The following is a 16,257-nucleotide window of genomic DNA, read 5'->3' on the forward strand; positions in this document are numbered from 1 at the left end:
CTATAATTTTTAAATTCCCGCCCTAAAATTTCTTGTAAATAAAATTTATCAAAATCATCGATGCAAGCGCCTCTATGAGCGAGGCGATGATCATCGCGAAGTATATCTCTTGCGAGATCGCGGCGGTGGAGTAAAAAAGCGTCGCCGTGGCGATGACGAGGGTTAGCGGCATAGAAAGCGATAGTGCGAAAAGCGCCGCGCCTTTGCGCCCTAAGGTGCTTAAAAACGTAGCGCTTGCAAGTAGCCTGATGCCGAACATCAGCGCCGCTAGGCTCGCAGCAAAGCTCATCACTCCGGGCATAAGAAGCGCTTCTAGCTTGATCACGGCTCCGGTGTGTATGAAAAATATCGGCACCAAAAAGCCAAAGCCGAACGACGATAGCTTCTCGATGAGGTCGTCCTTGTGAGAGAAAAAGGTTGGCAGAAAGGTGCCTGCGATAAAGGCGCCGATGACAACCTCGAGCCCCAAAAGCATCACCCCCGCGCAGATTAGGCAAAACAGCGCCATCGCAAAGCGCACATCCTTTTCGTTTTTGTCGTATTTGGGCATGATGACCGTTTTTAGCGCGGGGAACCACCAAAATAAAATTTCAAGCCCTTTAAAAACCGCTAGGGCTGCCACGGAAAAGCCCAAAAGCGCGCCGATATGAAGCGCCATCTCTACGCCGAAGCCGTTTTTAAGGTAGATGCCGCCCACCGTAAGGACGGCGATACTGATGAGTTCGCCGATCACGCCCGCGGGCATCGCGAGATTGAGCCACGCTTGATCCTTGCCGTACTCCTTATATAGCGCCGAAAGCAGCCCAACGCTCATCAGAGGTGCTGCGATGATAAGCATCTGCGGCAGTTCAAACACCCAAACCGCAAGCGCGCTTAGGATATAAAGCAGCGCCAAAAAGATTAGGATCAGCCGCAAAATTTTGCGCGGCATCGCAAGCAGCGCGCGGAAATCCACCTCGCAGCCCGCCAAAAACATAAGGTAGCAAAAGCCGATCTGCGCGGCTAGATCGAAGGTCGCGCTTGGCGGCAAAAGCCCTAAATTTGCGGCTATGATGCCAAGCATGATCTCCATAGGCGAGAGCGGAATTCTAGCTAAGCTAGCCAAAAAGGGCGAAGCAAAGATCAAAAACGATAGCGCGATTAGGACGTAAATTTCATTCATAGTTTTATCTCGCGTTCTTGCCATTTTAGAGCTTTTTCAGGTGCGGCGCAGACGTGGAATACGCGGAGCTTCCCGTCCTGTGCCACGACGTAAGCAAACTCGAAAAGCCGCTTTTTGCGCCCGCAAATCTCGCCCGGATTTAGCACGAGCGTGCCGTTTTTATCCACCGCCGCGGCGAAAAAGTGGGTGTGGCCGTAAATTTTGATAGTTGAAATTCTATCCGCGCCACACTGGCACAAACCCCGATTTTTACTTTCGCCGTTTGCATCGGGGCTCGAACTCGCGGTCAAATTTGAGTTCAAGTTCGGCGTGAATAAATTTACATTTAAACTCGGCGCCGTTAAATTTACTGCGCGATCCGCACTGAAGCTTGCTTTTGAGTTCATATTGGCGGCCAAATTCGCGCTTGCATTTGAGTTTAAATTTACGTTTGGGCTCGAAGCGAGGTCTACATTCAAATCTAAGTCTAAATTTGCATTTGAGTTCACGCCCGCATTCAAGCTCAAGCTCGCATTTAGACTTGCGAACTGCACGCTTTTTAAATTTGTGCTCGCACTACCTATGTTTTTAAAATTTGCATCTGCACGGCGCGTGCCATTTAAAATTTTATCATCGTCCGCAGCATTAAAATTTGCGTCTAAATTTGTCTCGCGATCCGCCGCTTTAGAATTTACGACTAAAATTTCCTTGTGATCCGCTCCGTAGCCTGAGCCTAAATTCGTGCCGCGACTTACTTCGTCGCTAAAGCTAGAATTTTTGACTAGGTCTGCGCCGAATTCCTTGCGAAAATTTGCCGCGCGATCCGCACCCGCACTTAAATCCGTGTTTAAATTTAATCCGTCGGCTTCATTTTGCGCTGCGGGCTCCTCGTCAAAGAGATAAAACGGACGGTGCATGATTTTTAGTCGCAGCCCGGCAAACTCCGTGCAAAAGGGTTCATCGTGCAGGTTAAAGTCATTTTTTAGCTCCGCAAGCGCTTCGTCGTTGTTCCCTAAAACCGCAAAGTAGGGCTTGCCGCTTTGTCGCAAAAGCCGTAGCGTCTCGCTCTCGACGATGCCCTCTGCGTGTACGAGCAGATCCGCTCCTCGCGCGAGCAGCCACTCTATGGCGCTGGCAGCGACCTTTTTTTTGCGATGAGAGTCCGAGATGGCGCCTATTATCAATCGATCTCTTCTTTAAGCTTGCACTGCGGGCACTCGGCGAAATTGCCTTTTTTCAGCTCTTTGCGGAGCATGTATGAGTTGCCGCACTGCGGGCATGCGCGCGCGATCGGCGCGTAGTTGCTCACAAAGCCGCATTTTGGGTAGTTCGTGCAGCCGTAAAATTTGCCGCGTTTGGAGAAGCGCTCGACGATCTCGCCCGTGCCGCAGCTCGGGCACTTGACGCCCGTAGAGACGAGCGGCTTTTTCTCCTTTGCGGCGCCCTCGATTTTGCGCGAGTATTTGCACTTCGGATAGCCCTCGCAAGCGATAAACTCGCCGTATCTGCCCTTGCGCTTGATCAAATTTTTACCGCACTGCGGGCATTTCTCATCTAGCACTTCGGGCGCCGCCTTCTCCTCGCTCGCCCCCTCGGTGCCGGCGTCCGCGTTGCGCGAGTATTTGCATTTCGGATAGTTCGAGCAAGCGATAAACTCGCCGAATCTGCCCTGGCGCTTAAGTAGCTCGCCGCCGCAGTTCGGGCATGCTTCGCCGATCTTTTCGGCTAGCTTTTGGCTTGCGATCGACGTTTTTCCTTTGGCGATCTCATCCATAAAAGGATAATAGAAATCCGCCAAAATTTGCTGCCAGTCCGCTTTGTTTTCGGCGATGTCGTCGAGCTTCTCTTCCATTTTGGAGGTGAACTCGCTATCGACGATATTTTTAAAATTTTGCTCCAGCATCTCGGTGATCTTAAAGGCGATCTCGCTCGGCACCAGGTGCTTTTGTTCGATATTTACGTAGTTGCGCGCAGTAAGCAGCGAGATGGTAGGCGCATAAGTCGAGGGCCTGCCGATGCCGAGGTTTTCGAGCTTTTTGATGAGGCTCGCTTCCGAATAGCGCGCCGGCGGCTCAGTAAAGTGCTGCTGCGAGCTTAGGCTTTGTAGGCTCATCGCGTCGCCCGCGCTAAGGCTTGGTAAAATTTTATCTTTATCTAGATCGCCGTAAGCCTTGTAAAAACCGTCAAATTCCACCTTGCGCCCGCTGATCTTAAATGCGCCCGCTTCGCCGCGCACGATGATCGTTTGGATTTGCGAGACGCTAGGGCTCATCTGTGAGGCTATGAAGCGGCTGTAGATGAGCGCGTAAAGGCGGTATTCGTCGCGAGGCAGGATTTTTTGCGCGAGCTCGGGAGTAAGCTTTAGATCGGTAGGACGTATCGCTTCGTGCGCCTCCTGCGCGCCTTTACTTTTGGTGGCGTATGAGTTCGCGCTTTTGGGCAGATACTTTTCGCCGAAGCGCTGCTCTATGAGCTCGCGAGCTGCCGCGATCGCTTCTTTAGCGATATTTAGCGAGTCGGTTCGCATGTAGGTGATCGCACCGCCGTTTTTTGTATTAACCCCCTCGTAAAGGCTCTGCGCAAGGCTCATCGTCTTACGCGGATTAAAGCCCAGAGCCGTGCTCGCCGCCTGTTGTAGCGTCGAGGTCATAAACGGCGGATAGGGGTTCGTCTTGCGCGATTTGCTCTCGATGCTTTCTACGTTAAATTTGTCTTTTTGCAGCGTCAGGACGATCTCGCTAGCCTGCGCCGCGTTTTTGACCGAGAGCTTTTCCATCTTTTTGCCGCGAAATTCCACGAGCTCGGCTTCTAAATCCTTCTTAAAAACCGCGTCGATGCTGTGAAATTCTACCGGCTTAAAATTTAAAATTTCACGCTCGCGATCGACGACAATCTTAAGCGCGGCGCTTTGGACGCGACCCGCGCTTAAGCCGCGCTGGATCTTTAAATTTAAGAGCGGGCTTAGTTTGTAGCCCACGATGCGATCGAGTAGGCGGCGCGCTTGTTGGGCGTTTACGCTTGCGATATTGAGCTTGCGCGGCGAACTTAGCGCGTTTGAGATCGCGCTTTTGGTGATCTCATGAAACACGATGCGCGGCAACTCCTGCGCCTGCTTGCCGATCGAAGCGGCGATATGATAGGCGATCGCCTCGCCCTCGCGGTCCTCGTCCGTCGCGAGGTAAATTTGATCCGCCTTTTTGGCGAGCGTCTTTATCTGCTTTACGATCTGATCGTGATCGGCGCTGATTTCATATTCGGGCTCGAAGCTTTTATCTTTGATTTTAATGCCGAATTTTTTCTGCGGCAGATCGCGGATATGGCCTTTAGACGCGATTACGTCGTAATTGTCGCCTAAGAAATTTTTGATCGTTTTGGCTTTTGCGGGAGATTCTACGATGATTAAATTTTTCATTGTTTAATCCTTTAGAATTCTAGGCAGCGTGATGCCCTTTTGGCTTTGGTATTTGCCCTTTTTGTCGCAGTAGCTCACCTCGCACGGTTCGTCTCCTTGCAGAAACAAAACCTGCGCGATGCCTTCGTTCGCGTAAATTTTTGCAGGCAGCGGTGTGGTGTTGGAAATTTCAATCGTGATGTGCCCTTCAAAGCCCGGCTCAAACGGCGTTACGTTTACGATGATGCCGCAGCGCGCGTAGGTGCTTTTGCCCAGGCAGATCGCAAGCACGTCGCGCGGCATTTTGAAGTATTCGATAGTGCGCGCTAGAGCGAAGGAATTCGGCGGCACGATGCAGACGTCGCCCTCAAAGTCCACGACGTTTTTTGCGTCGAAATTTTTAGGATCGACGACCGTTCCGCCGACGTTTGTAAAAATTTTAAATTCGCGCGCTACGCGTATGTCGTACCCGTAGCTCGAAAGTCCGTAGCTAACGACGCCGCGGCCGATATTCTCCTCGCAAAAGGGTGCTATCATATCGTGCTGCTGCGACATCTGTCTGATCCATTTATCGCTTTTCAGTCCCATAAAATTTCCTTAAAATAATCAAAATTTTTCGCGCATTATAGCAGCAAAATAAAATATAATAAAAATTTTATGCTAGAATTTTGCTTAAATTATAAAAATTTTATCACTTTTTAAGGAGCAACTATGGGGCTATTCAAGAAATTTGCGTTTATTACGTTTTTTATCGCGTCATCTTTGGCTGCTGCGAAGCCAAATATTTATATTTTAGCTACCGGCGGCACTATCGCGGGAAGCAGCGCAAGCGCCACGGAGGGCAACTATACCGCAGGCTCAAAGGGCGTAGAAGATATCTTATCGGCAGTGCCGCAGCTAGGGGATTTAGCTACGATTAAAAGCGAGCAAATTTCAAATATCGGCTCGCAGGATATGAATGATGAAATTTGGCTCAAGCTCGCAAACCGCGTAAGCGAACTGCTTACTAAAAACGACGTAGACGGCGTCGTCATCGTGCATGGAACCGATACGATGGAGGAGACGGCGTATTTTTTAAGCCTGGTCATAAAATCTAAAAAACCGATCGTTTTGGTGGGCGCGATGCGAAACGCAGACTCGATGAGTGCTGATGGACCGCTTAATCTATACAACGCCGTTGCCGTCGCGGCAGATAAAAACGCTCGCGAAAAGGGCGCTCTTGTGGTGATGAACGACGAGATTCATGCTGCGCGCGAGGTTACGAAAACAAATACCACCAATGTTGCTACTTTCGCTTCCCCGAATTCCGGCAAGATCGGCACCGTAAATTATGGCGCCGTAAATTTCTATATGGCGCCGCTTCGCAAACACACCGTCGCAAGCGAGTTTAATATCAAGGATTTCAAATCCTTGCCGCGCGTCGATATCATCTATGGACACGCGCAAGATAGCGGCGATTTGGTCGATGCAGCGGTGCAAAAGGGCGCTAAGGGCATTATCGTAGCGGGCGTAGGCAATGGAAATTTATATCCGGATTTGCAGGCTGCGCTTGCAAAAGCTAGCGAAGCAGGCGTGATCGTCGTGCGCTCAAGTCGCACGGGCAGCGGCTCGACTAGCGTTAGCTCAGAGGTGGACGACGCTAAGCTCGGCTTTCTAACCGCAGATAATCTAAATCTGCAAAAGGCGCGCGTGCTGCTGATGCTGGCTCTTAGCAAAACGAGCGATAAAGCGAAAATTCAGAGCTTTTTTGCGACACATTAACGCACAGGACTTCGCTCGGATAGGATTTCGGCGCGGGGTTATAAAACAAAATTTCGGCGCGAAATTTTAAAGAAAAGCAAGACGCAGGATTTTGATACGAGCCCGAAGGTGGAATTTTAAAGCAAAGCGCGGAATTTTCGCGCTCGGGGCTTGGGCGTAGAATTTCGATCGTAAAATTAAGTGCTAAATTTTAAAGAATTCAAAATCATTTCGCGCTCTTGCTGCAAAATTCCGTGTCTCGCTTGCGAAGTTCGAGCTTAAAATGAACGAGGCAAATCTCGCTCCGTAAATCCTTAAAATCAGTCCGCAAATTCTGTCGTAAATTTCGCTTTGCACTTCTTAAAAGTCCCTCAAAAATCCATTTAAAGAAACAATTATAAAAATTTAGCTAAAATTTCGCAAATTTTTTCAGGAGAAATTTATGACAAAAGCAGAAATCAAAGAGTTAATGGATTTTTTCGGCGAAAAGCAGGGCATTAACGAGCTAAAAATTAAAGATAAAGATTTTGAAATCGAGATAAAAAAATATGGCCCATGCGGTGGGAGCACGCCTCAGCTCGCCGCACCGGCACCTGCCCCGCAGCTTGCTGCGCCTGCGGTAAATGTGCTCGTGGGCGATAAGCCCGCCTCAAAAGGCGCGATGGATACGATCGACAGCCCGATGGTAGGTACTTTTTATAAAGCGCCAAGTCCCGGTGCGGCAGAGTTCGTAAGCGTGGGCCAGGTCGTGCATAAGGGCGATACAATCGGCATAATAGAAGCGATGAAGATTATGAACGAGATTGAGGCGGAATTCGACTGCCGCATAAAAAAAGCTCTCGTCGAAGATGGACAGCCCGTCGAGTACGCTATGGCGCTGTTTGAGGTCGAGAAGCTATGAGGGAGCTTAAAAAAATTCTAATCGCAAATCGCGGCGAGATAGCGCTTAGAGCGCTTCGCACGATCCAAGAGATGGGCAAGCAAGCCATTGTCGTGCACTCCACCGCCGATCAAGACGCGCTTTACGTCAAATACGCCGACGCATCGGTCTGTATAGGCGGACCGCGCAGTAGCGATAGTTACCTAAATATCCCCGCGATCATCACAGCCTGCGAGCTAACCGAAGCTGACGCGATATTTCCGGGATACGGCTTTTTGAGCGAAAGTCAAAATTTCGTAGAAATTTGCGCTAAGCACGGCATTAAATTTATCGGCCCGAGCGTCGAGGCAATGACTTTAATGAGCGATAAGAGCAAGGCTAAGCAAGTGATGATGCGCGCGGGCATCCCCGTAGTGCCTGGCAGCGACGGCGCGATTGCAAGTGTCGAAGAGGCACGCAAGCTAGCCGCCGAAATCGGCTATCCGGTCATCATTAAAGCCGCAGCCGGCGGCGGCGGGCGCGGAATGCGCGTGGTCGAGCGCGAAGAGGATATCGAAAAGCTCTTTTGGTCGGCAGAGAGCGAAGCGATGAGTGCATTCGGCGACGGCACGATGTATATGGAAAAATATATCACAAACCCGCGCCACATCGAGGTTCAGGTCTTGGGCGACGAGCACGGACACGTCGTGCATATCGGCGAGCGCGACTGCTCAATGCAGCGCCGCCACCAAAAGCTGATCGAAGAGAGCCCAGCCGTGATCTTGGACGAGCCGACACGAAAGAGCCTGCACGAAACGGCGGTTCGCGCCGCTAAGGCGATCGGATACGCAAGCGCGGGAACGTTTGAGTTTTTATACGATAGCAAGGATAAAAAATTCTATTTCATCGAGATGAATACCCGCTTGCAGGTCGAACACACCGTAAGTGAGATGCGAAGCGGGCTCGATCTGATCGAGTGGATGATCCGCATCGCGCAGGGCGAGAAGCTGCTACCTCAAAGCGAGATAAAATTTAGCGGACACGCGCTTGAGTGCCGCATCACCGCCGAGGACTCCAAAAGCTTTATGCCAAACCCGGGCAAAATCACAAAATACGTCGCTCCAGGCGGCAGAAACGTGCGTATGGACAGCCACGTCTATGAGGGTTACTCGGTGCCGCCTTACTACGACAGCATGATCGGCAAGCTCATCGTTTACGACAAGGACCGCGCGCGTGCGATCGCAAAAATGAAGGTTGCGCTAGATGAGCTCATCATCGGCGGCATAAAATCGACGCGCGATTTTCATCTTAGGATGATGAACAACCCCGATTTCGTGGATAATAACTACGATACAAATTACCTAGCCAAGCACTGAATTTAAAATTCCAAGGGATGAAATTCTCTTGGAATTTTAAAATTTATTTGAAATTCTAAATTTAAGATTCCGTTTGAAATTTTGCATTTAAAAATCTACTTGAAATTTTGTTTTAAAATTTCGTCGCGCCACGCTTAAAATTTTGCTATTAAATTTACCGCTAAATCTTGGTGACGATGCGCGAGATACGCCATTGTGCCGCTTATGTATTTTACGATGAGATTGACGGCGGGCTTGGTTAAATTTTGCATTCTGCGGCGGTTGAAATTTAGAATACGTGTCTTGGCTACCGCAAATACTTGTTTTCGTCTGCACCGATCTAGTTAAAATTTAATGCCATGCATGCACTCTATCATCATTTCGGCAATGGGCTGCCGACGTGCGCGAGTAAGCGGCATAAAATTTACCGCACGAGCCGCTGCACCCGTTCGGCGTAAATTTTATCGCGCTCGCTGTTGCGAGAGCGAAGTAGTATCGAGCCGCAAATTTTAAACTATCTCGCTGTATGCGCTTGAGAATAGTGTTCTTCTTTGCGGACAAAGCACGCTAGGTCTTTAAGCCGTCAAATTTCAAGCCCTGAAAATTCCTCGTAAAATTTATTCAGATAATCGGCGTAGTAGAAGTTTTGATTTCTAGCGTCAAATTTACCCGCCAGTTCCAAAGCCGTTTTGTAGTCGCCCTCATCACCGAATGCGCTAACTGCGATGAAAAATCGCAGGTCGTTTAGATCGTCGTTGCCCTCAAGGATTGCCGCAGAGTGCTTGCGCGCTAAGTTTAGCGCCGTCTCGCGCTCATCTAGCCTAACGGCGATCTCGATTAGCGGCGCGATCTGATTTATGACGCTAGGATTTGACTCGATCGTCGCCGCAGCCTTTGGTAAAAGGGCTTTTGCCTCTTCTATCTTGCCTGTTTTAATCATGCTAAAAAGCATCGGCGTGTAGGTCGTGTGAGGCACTTCGCCGCAGGTTAGCTCGCCCGAGAGTATCGGCTCGGCAAGACCCAGCGCCGCTTCGTGCTCGCCGGCAAAATTTAAATACGCGATCTCATCGCTTGCTTCGCACGCCTCGCAATCACCCATATCGTCTTTGGCGAGCTTTTTCCACAGCTCGTAGTTGGACCTTGCCTCTCTAGCGTCGCCCATATCGATGTTTTGGTTCATCAAAGCCTTGTAGTATGAGGCCGGCGAGAGCTCCAAGCGCTCGTAGTAAAACAGCATCGCCTCGTTCACCTCATCTATGAGCTCTTTTTCGATCACGGAGCTTTTGGCGACGCCCGAGACAATCCATTTAAATTTCCACAGGCAGCTTTCAAAGTCGCCAAAATTCGGGTATTCGCTTTCTTTTAAATTTTGCGCGATGTAGCCCGTGAGCCACATTAGCGCCCTCGTTCTTAAAACCGCGCCGAATTTTTCAAATTCCTCGTTTAGCACAAAGTCGCAAATTTGCGCGGCAAAGTCAAAATTTTCCGCCTTGATGGCGCCCTTTATCGCATCAAACAGACACTCCTCCTTATCCGCCAGCCTATCAAATTGCCTTAGCTTTTCATAAAGCCCCTCTAGCGAGCCCTGTTCCATCCTTGCTCCTCGTTAAATTTTGCGGTAATTATATCCGTTTAGTCTGAAGTTAAGCAGGCTCGTTGCGATTTTAAAGCCCAAAAGGCAAAATGAAATTTAAGCGCTATTTTTAAAACAGTTCTGTTCGCGTGCCGTTTTGGCGCCCTATTTGCCGCCGCGATAGGTAAATTTCAGCTTTGTTATATAAATTTAATATTAAAATGCCGTATTCATAAATTTTTTAAAAAAGGGGATTTATGGACATAAACATGCAGCGCTTTAAAAGCGAGTTCGAACAGATAAGCCGCTTCGGGGCTTTGGCGGGCGGCGGGCTTACGCGGCTTGCATTTTCGCGCGAGGATAAAGAGGCGCGCGATTTCCTCATATCGCTATTTCAAAAAGAAAATTTCAAGATCAAAATCGACGATGCGGGCAATATTTTCGCTAAATTTGAAGGCGTTCAAAATCCCGATCTACCGTCCGTAAGTGCTGGCTCGCATATCGATAGCGTACCGCAGGGCGGCTTTTACGACGGCACGTTGGGCGTCATGGCCGCTTTGGAGGCGATCCGCACGGTGCGAGATAGCGGCGAGGAGCTTGCGCGACCGCTGGAACTCATCGTCTTTGTTTGCGAGGAATCGAGCCGCTTTAAAATGGCGACCGTAGGCAGCAAGATAATCAGCGGCAAGCTCTCTCGGCAGCGGCTGGGCGAGCTAAAGGATCCGGACGGAATTTCGCTATTTGACGCCATGCAGGATTTCGGGCTAAATCCCGCAAATTTAAAAAGCTGCATCCTGCCAAAATCCAGCTTTCATAGCTATATCGAGCTTCATATCGAGCAGGGGCCGGTATTGCAGCGACGCGGCATCCCCGTAGGCATCGTCACGGGTATCGCCGCACCCGTGCGATACGAACTACGGATCGAGGGTAGAGCCGATCACAGCGGCGCTACGCCGATGGATATGCGCTGCGACGCCCTAGCTTGCGCGAGCGAGATCGTTTTAAGCGCGGAGAGGATCGCAAAGATGGGCAAAACCACGGTAGCGACGACGGGCTATGCAAACGCGCTACCCGGCGTGCTAAACGTGATCCCCGGCTCCTGCACGCTAGGTCTTGATATACGCGATATAGACGAGGATGCGCTCAGGGCGGCGGATGATAAAATTTGTGCGGCGATAGATGAAATTTGCGCTCGCCGAGGGTGCAAATTTGAACTAAAAAATCTCATCAAGGATCGCCCCGTAAAGCTAAGTGAGGAGATGATAGATCTGCTTGGAAGCTGTGCCGGCGAGCTTAAAATTCCAAGCCTAAGGCTTCCTAGCGGTGCGGGACACGATGCGATGAATATGACGGAGCTTGCGGATCGCGTGGGGATGCTTTTCGTGCCGTGCAAGGACGGCATCAGCCACAACGTAAATGAAAGTATAAACTGGCACGACGCCTTTGCCGCTACGAAGGTTTTAGCTGCGGCGATGTTAAGCTTAGCTAAAAAATAAAGGAGAAAAGATGGATGCTATCGCACAAAAAGTAGAGGCGCTCAAAGGCGAGATGATCGGGGATCGCAGGTTTTTTCACTCGCATCCCGAGACGGGCTGGTTTACCTTTTTTACGACCGCCGTTATCGCAGATCGTATGCAGCGCCTGGGCTATGAGATAAAGCTCGGTCGCGAGGTGGTAAAGGCTGAGGCGAGGCAGGGCGTAGGTAGCAAGGATGCCTGCGAGAAGGCGAAGCAGCGCGCCAAAGAGCTGCTAAATGCAGATCAGATAAAATTTCTTGATGCGATGGAAGACGGGCTAACGGGTCTCGTAGCCGAAATAAACACGGGGCGCGCGGGCAAGACGGTCGCTTTTAGATTTGACATAGACGGCGTGGATGTGACCGAGAGCATGGACGCGGATCACCGCCCTTTTAAGGAGGGCTTTCGCTCCGACATTAGCGGCATCACGCACGCGTGCGGGCACGACGGGCATATCACGATGGGGCTTGCCCTAGCGAAGCTGATCGCGCAAAACTTGGACGATTTTAGCGGTAAATTTAGATTTATCTTTCAAACCGCCGAGGAGGGCACCAGAGGCGCCGTAGGTATGGAAGCTGCGGGCGTCACCAAGGGCGTGGATTATCTGCTTGGCGGTCATATCGGCTTTCAGGCAAACACCATGAGAGGCATCATCTGCGGTACCAAAAAGCTGCTTGCGACCACTAAATTTGACATAAATTTAAAAGGCAAGTCCGCTCACGCCGCTGGCGCGCCGCAAAATGGAGCCAATGCTCTGCTCGCCGCAGCCGAGATGGCGCTTGATATGCACGGCATAACCAGGCACGCAGACGGCGTCACGCGTATCAACGTCGGAGTGCTGCGCGCGGGCGAAGGGCGCAACGTCATCGCGCCCAACGGCTATCTTGCGTGCGAGACTCGCGGCGAGAGCACGGAGCTGAATGAGTTTATGAAGGCTAAATGCATGGACATAGTGGAGGGCGTTTCTAAAATTTACGGCGTCAGCTACGACGTGCAGGTTACGGGCGGTACCGCAGGCGGCGATAGCGACGAGGCCACCACGCAGCTTTACGAGGAGGCCGCGAAGGCATCGCCGTTTATCGACGACGATAAAATCGTAAGGGAGCTAAGCTTCGGTGCATGCGAGGATTTCGCGCATTTTATGCGCTCGGTGCAGGACGCGGGCGGCAAGAGCGGATATCTGATGATCGGCACGACGCTTGCGGCGGGGCATCACAATGGCAAATTTGACTTCGACGAGGACTCGCTGCTTGCGGGAGTGGACGTTTATCTGCGCTGCGCGTATAAGCTAAACGGTAAAATTTAAGGAGAGCGGTATGAAAAGAGCACTACTTCTAAGCGCTTCCAGTTACAAAGACAGCGGCTATCTAAACCACTGCAAGGGGTGGATCAAGGAATTTTTAGGGGGTCTTTGGGAGGATGAAATTTTATTCATTCCGTTTGCAGGCGTTAGGCGCACGAACGATCAATACGAGCAGAAAGTCGCGGACTGTTTGGGGAGCAACAATATCAGATCGATCCATCGCTTTGCCGATATGAAAGCCGCCGTTAAAAATGCCAAATCGATCTGCATCGGCGGCGGCAATACCTTCGTGCTGCTAAATGAGCTTTATAAATTTGATCTTTTGGGTGCGATCAAAGACGTCGTGGACGGCGGTACGCCGTATTTCGGCTGGTCTGCGGGCGCAAACGTCGCGGGCAAGACGATGATGACTACCAACGACATGCCGATCGTCTTCCCGCCCTCGCCGGTAGCTCTGGGGATCTTTCCGCACCAGATCAATCCGCACTTCATAAGCGGTAAAATTTCAAACCACAACGGCGAGAGTAGAGAGGAGCGACTGGAGGAGTTTTTGATCGTCAATCAAAATGACAGCGTCTATGCTATGCCCGAGGGTAGCGCGTTTTTGATAAACGGAAACGAGTGCGAGGTGATGGGGTATGCGGACGTGCTGAAATTCGAGTATAAAAAAGAGATCTCGCGCATCGCCGTGGGAAGTAAATTTAAAATTTAAAAGGAGTTATCGTGCAGACGTTTAGGCTATTTTTGGCGCTTGCGGGTATCGTCGCAGTCGTCGCTTTACTGATTATGAAGAAGGATACTAAAACCGTGCTTATCGGCGTGGGTTTGGTGCTGTGCGTGCTTTGTCTAAAGCCGCTGGACGGGCTAAATGCCTTTACCTCGTATATGACTAAGGCGGGGCTCATTAAGGCGATCTGCGCCAGTATGGGTTTTGCCTTCGTGATGAAATTTACCGAATGCGACCGCGCTCTTGTAAATTTACTCACCAGGCCTCTTGGAAATATCGGATTTTTATTGATACCTATCGTCGTGGCGCTTACATATTTTATCAATATCGCTATCCCTTCCGCTGCGGGCTGCTCGGCTGCGGTCGGCGCTACGCTGATTCCCGTGATGATGGCTGCAGGCGTTAAGCCAGAAATGGCGGGAGCTGCGGTATTTGCGGGCACTTTCGGTAGCGTTTTAAGCCCGGGCTCGGCGCACAACGTATTTGTAGCCGATATGGTAAAGGCGCACAACCCATCTTACACGGTTCAAGACGTCATCGCCGTGCAGTTTTCCAGCGCGATTACCGCTTTGATCGTGGTTTTGATCGTAATGAGTATAACGGCGATAGTTTGCAAAGACTACACCAAGGGGGTGAATTATCTCGCACAAAAGGAGGGCGGCGTAAATTCCGTTGCGTCAAATTCCGCCGACGGTTCAAATTTAGACGCGCAGCCTCAAAAGATAAACGTCTTATACGCGCTTATGCCGTTAGTGCCGCTAGTGATCTTGGTAATCGGCGGCACGAGTCTAAATCAGGTCTCTTTCCTAAAATGGACGAAGATGGGCGTTGCCGAAGCGATGCTGCTGGGCGCTATCCTCACCATCGCCGTTACTCTAACCGATCCTCAAAAAATTACGAAGGAATTTTTCAAAGGCATGGGTAGCGCGTATGCCGAGATCATAGGTATCATCATCGCTGCGGGCGTCTTCGTCGCGGGGCTTAGCGCGTGCGGCGCGATCGATTTCGTAATCGAGTGGCTTAAGAACGAGCAGGGCTACGTAAAATTCGGCGGAACCTTCGTGCCGTTTTTTATGGGCGTCGTAACGGGCTCGGGAGACGCGGCGTCGATGGCGTTTAACACCGCCGTGACCGTGCACGCCGACGCGCTGGGTTTTGAGCAAGATAAGCTCGGTATGGCGGTTGCGATAAGCGGCGCGCTAGGCAGGAGCGCATCGCCGATTGCGGGCGCTTGTATCGTTTGCGCGGGACTTGCAATGGTAAGTCCTATTCAGATCGCTAAAAGAACGGCTCTAGGGATGTTTCTATCCGTCTGCGTCATCGCATTTTTCATTTTGTAAAAGGAGCTTATCATGGATATCGTGCAGAGGTTTTTAAACTACACCAAAATTAACACCACCACGAATAGAGCCGCGGGCGCTGCGGGCATAATGCCCTCAAACCCCAAGGAGCTCGAGCTGGCGGGTTTCATAAAAAACGAGCTCGAAGCTCTGGGCATAAAAAATATCAGCCTTAGCGAGAAGTCGATTTTGATCGCTAAAATTCCCTCAAATTTAGACGCGCCCGCTGCGAGCATAGCGTTTTTCGCCCACCTTGATACCAGCGCCGAGCAGAGCGGCGACACCAAAGCGCAGATCGTAAGATACGAAGGCGGCGATATCTGCCTGAATAAAGAGCTAGAGATTTATCTTAAAGAGAGCGAAAATGAGGAGCTGCAGGGTTACAAAGGAGACGAGATCATCGTAACGGACGGCACTAGCTTGCTGGGCGCCGACGACAAGGCAGCGATCGCCGCGATCGTAAATGCGCTAGAATTTTTCGTCCAAAATCCGCAGATCAAGCACGGCGAGATAATCGCTTGCTTCGTGCCGGACGAGGAGCAAGGCTTGCGGGGCGCAAAGGCGCTGGACGTAAGCGAGGTAGGCGCGGATTTTGGCTACTGCCTTGATTGCTGTGGCATCGGCGAGTTTATCTACGAGAATTGGAACGCGGGCGATTGCGTCGTTACCTTTAAAGGCCAGTCCGCTCATCCGATGAACGCCAAGGGCAAGCTCGTAAATTCCTTGCTTTTGGCGCATAAGTTTATCTCGCTGCTGCCTGCGGGCGAGGCGCCCGAATACACAGAGGGCAAGGAGGGCTATTTTTGGGTCAAGGAGCTTAGCGGCAACAGCGCAAAGACCGTCCTAAAGATCGACGTGAGGGAATTTGACGAGAAAAGATACGAGCAGCGTATGGATTTTTTGCAAAAAACTGCGGACGCGCTTCGCGCGATCTGGGGCGATCGGATCGAAATTTCGCTAAACGACCGCTACAAAAACGTCTATAACTTTTTGAAAAACGACGATGCACCGGCAATTCGGTTTGCGAAGCAAGCTTTTAAAAGCCTAAACATCGAGCCCAAGATCAAGCCTATGCGAGGCGGCTACGACGGCGCCGTCATCTCCGCAAAGGGGCTGCCGTGCCCGAACCTCTTCACCGGCGGGCACAATTTCCACTCGATCTACGAGTATCTGCCCGTAGGCTCTTTAAAAGCGGCGAGCGAGGTGGTTAAGCGGATTATAACGCTGGCGGCGGCGCGAGCCTAGCTAGGGCGCTTTCTACTCCGCGCGCAGATTTGATTTTAATTTAGCTCGTTCATTCCGCCGCGAAAT

13 protein-coding genes are annotated in these 16,257 nt (G+C 50.9%); 8 read left to right on the plus strand and 5 right to left on the minus strand.

The window, feature by feature from the left end; translation table 11 throughout:
* Positions 1 to 22: 22 nt before the first annotated feature.
* Genes Q0537_RS05720 through dcd form a run of 4 tightly spaced genes read right to left on the minus strand, consistent with a single transcriptional unit; the run spans position 23 to position 5,120 of the window.
* Entirely contained in the window at positions 23 to 1,186 is a 1,164-nt protein-coding gene (locus Q0537_RS05720; RefSeq protein ID WP_299225878.1) for a cation:proton antiporter, read from the minus strand.
* The gene (locus tag Q0537_RS05725; protein ID WP_299225881.1) at positions 1,159 to 2,325 is read right to left on the minus strand and encodes a metallophosphoesterase family protein; all 1,167 of its coding nucleotides are present in this window, start codon (positions 2,323 to 2,325) and stop codon (positions 1,159 to 1,161) included. The genes Q0537_RS05720 and Q0537_RS05725 overlap by 28 nt, the downstream gene beginning before the upstream one ends.
* Positions 2,322 to 4,553, minus strand: coding sequence for a type I DNA topoisomerase (topA, locus tag Q0537_RS05730; protein ID WP_299225884.1), 2,232 nt, complete (start codon positions 4,551 to 4,553; stop codon positions 2,322 to 2,324). The genes Q0537_RS05725 and topA overlap by 4 nt, the downstream gene beginning before the upstream one ends.
* Before the next feature lie 3 nt (positions 4,554 to 4,556).
* Positions 4,557 to 5,120 carry a dCTP deaminase gene (dcd, locus tag Q0537_RS05735; RefSeq protein WP_005871523.1) on the minus strand — a complete coding sequence of 188 codons (564 nt, stop codon included), beginning with the start codon at positions 5,118 to 5,120 and terminating at the stop codon, positions 4,557 to 4,559.
* A gap of 123 nt (positions 5,121 to 5,243) precedes the next feature.
* On the opposite strand from dcd, the gene Q0537_RS05740 reads away from it, so the two are divergent.
* The 3 genes from Q0537_RS05740 (at position 5,244) to Q0537_RS05750 (ending at position 8,507) form a co-directional block, all read left to right on the plus strand.
* A complete protein-coding gene (locus Q0537_RS05740; protein ID WP_299225887.1) occupies positions 5,244 to 6,293 on the plus strand; it encodes a type II asparaginase in 1,050 nt (349 codons plus the stop codon).
* 421 nt (positions 6,294 to 6,714) lie between these two features.
* Positions 6,715 to 7,173, plus strand: coding sequence for an acetyl-CoA carboxylase biotin carboxyl carrier protein (accB, locus tag Q0537_RS05745; protein WP_291938704.1), 459 nt, complete (start codon positions 6,715 to 6,717; stop codon positions 7,171 to 7,173).
* The gene (locus tag Q0537_RS05750; protein ID WP_291938702.1) at positions 7,170 to 8,507 is read left to right on the plus strand and encodes an acetyl-CoA carboxylase biotin carboxylase subunit; all 1,338 of its coding nucleotides are present in this window, start codon (positions 7,170 to 7,172) and stop codon (positions 8,505 to 8,507) included. The genes accB and Q0537_RS05750 overlap by 4 nt, the downstream gene beginning before the upstream one ends.
* A 562-nt stretch (positions 8,508 to 9,069) precedes the next feature.
* Here Q0537_RS05750 and Q0537_RS05755 read toward each other — a convergent pair.
* Positions 9,070 to 10,080 (minus strand): hypothetical protein, encoded by a 1,011-nt coding sequence (locus tag Q0537_RS05755; protein WP_299225890.1) that lies wholly within the window; start codon positions 10,078 to 10,080, stop codon positions 9,070 to 9,072.
* 236 nt (positions 10,081 to 10,316) lie between these two features.
* On the opposite strand from Q0537_RS05755, the gene Q0537_RS05760 reads away from it, so the two are divergent.
* From Q0537_RS05760 to pepT, 5 genes are read left to right on the plus strand one after another with little or no spacing between them, the layout of a single operon-like run.
* Entirely contained in the window at positions 10,317 to 11,555 is a 1,239-nt protein-coding gene (locus tag Q0537_RS05760) for a Zn-dependent hydrolase (RefSeq protein WP_299225893.1), read from the plus strand.
* 10 nt (positions 11,556 to 11,565) lie between these two features.
* The gene (locus Q0537_RS05765; RefSeq protein ID WP_299225896.1) at positions 11,566 to 12,882 is read left to right on the plus strand and encodes an amidohydrolase; all 1,317 of its coding nucleotides are present in this window, start codon (positions 11,566 to 11,568) and stop codon (positions 12,880 to 12,882) included.
* 10 nt (positions 12,883 to 12,892) lie between these two features.
* Positions 12,893 to 13,591: a dipeptidase PepE gene (gene pepE, locus Q0537_RS05770; RefSeq protein ID WP_299225899.1), complete on the plus strand. Its 699-nt coding sequence runs from the start codon at positions 12,893 to 12,895 to the stop codon at positions 13,589 to 13,591.
* An 11-nt stretch (positions 13,592 to 13,602) separates the two neighbouring features.
* Complete coding sequence (gene dcuC, locus Q0537_RS05775; protein ID WP_299225902.1) at positions 13,603 to 14,946, plus strand: C4-dicarboxylate transporter DcuC; 1,344 nt, start codon at positions 13,603 to 13,605, stop codon at positions 14,944 to 14,946.
* Positions 14,947 to 14,958: 12 nt separating this feature from the next.
* Entirely contained in the window at positions 14,959 to 16,191 is a 1,233-nt protein-coding gene (pepT, locus tag Q0537_RS05780) for a peptidase T (protein ID WP_299225905.1), read from the plus strand.
* The last annotated feature ends 66 nt before the right edge of the window (positions 16,192 to 16,257 follow it).

Origin of the sequence: uncultured Campylobacter sp., from assembly GCF_938017775.1 — a bacterium.
Classification (GTDB): Bacteria; Campylobacterota; Campylobacteria; order Campylobacterales; family Campylobacteraceae; genus Campylobacter_B.

Excerpts from the sequence above, each read along its gene's own strand:
- pepE (WP_299225899.1), top strand. The coding sequence starts at position 12,893 with ATGAAAAGAGCACTACTTCTAAGCGCTTCCAGTTACAAAGACAGCGGC.
- Q0537_RS05765 (WP_299225896.1), top strand. The coding sequence starts at position 11,566 with ATGGATGCTATCGCACAAAAAGTAGAGGCGCTCAAAGGCGAGATGATC.
- topA (WP_299225884.1), bottom strand. The coding sequence starts at position 4,553 with ATGAAAAATTTAATCATCGTAGAATCTCCCGCAAAAGCCAAAACGATC.
- Q0537_RS05740 (WP_299225887.1), top strand. The coding sequence starts at position 5,244 with ATGGGGCTATTCAAGAAATTTGCGTTTATTACGTTTTTTATCGCGTCA.
- accB (WP_291938704.1), top strand. The coding sequence starts at position 6,715 with ATGACAAAAGCAGAAATCAAAGAGTTAATGGATTTTTTCGGCGAAAAG.
- Q0537_RS05750 (WP_291938702.1), top strand. The coding sequence starts at position 7,170 with ATGAGGGAGCTTAAAAAAATTCTAATCGCAAATCGCGGCGAGATAGCG.
- dcd (WP_005871523.1), bottom strand. The coding sequence starts at position 5,120 with ATGGGACTGAAAAGCGATAAATGGATCAGACAGATGTCGCAGCAGCAC.
- pepT (WP_299225905.1), top strand. The coding sequence starts at position 14,959 with ATGGATATCGTGCAGAGGTTTTTAAACTACACCAAAATTAACACCACC.
- Q0537_RS05755 (WP_299225890.1), bottom strand. The coding sequence starts at position 10,080 with ATGGAACAGGGCTCGCTAGAGGGGCTTTATGAAAAGCTAAGGCAATTT.
- Q0537_RS05720 (WP_299225878.1), bottom strand. The coding sequence starts at position 1,186 with ATGGCAAGAACGCGAGATAAAACTATGAATGAAATTTACGTCCTAATC.
- Q0537_RS05760 (WP_299225893.1), top strand. The coding sequence starts at position 10,317 with ATGGACATAAACATGCAGCGCTTTAAAAGCGAGTTCGAACAGATAAGC.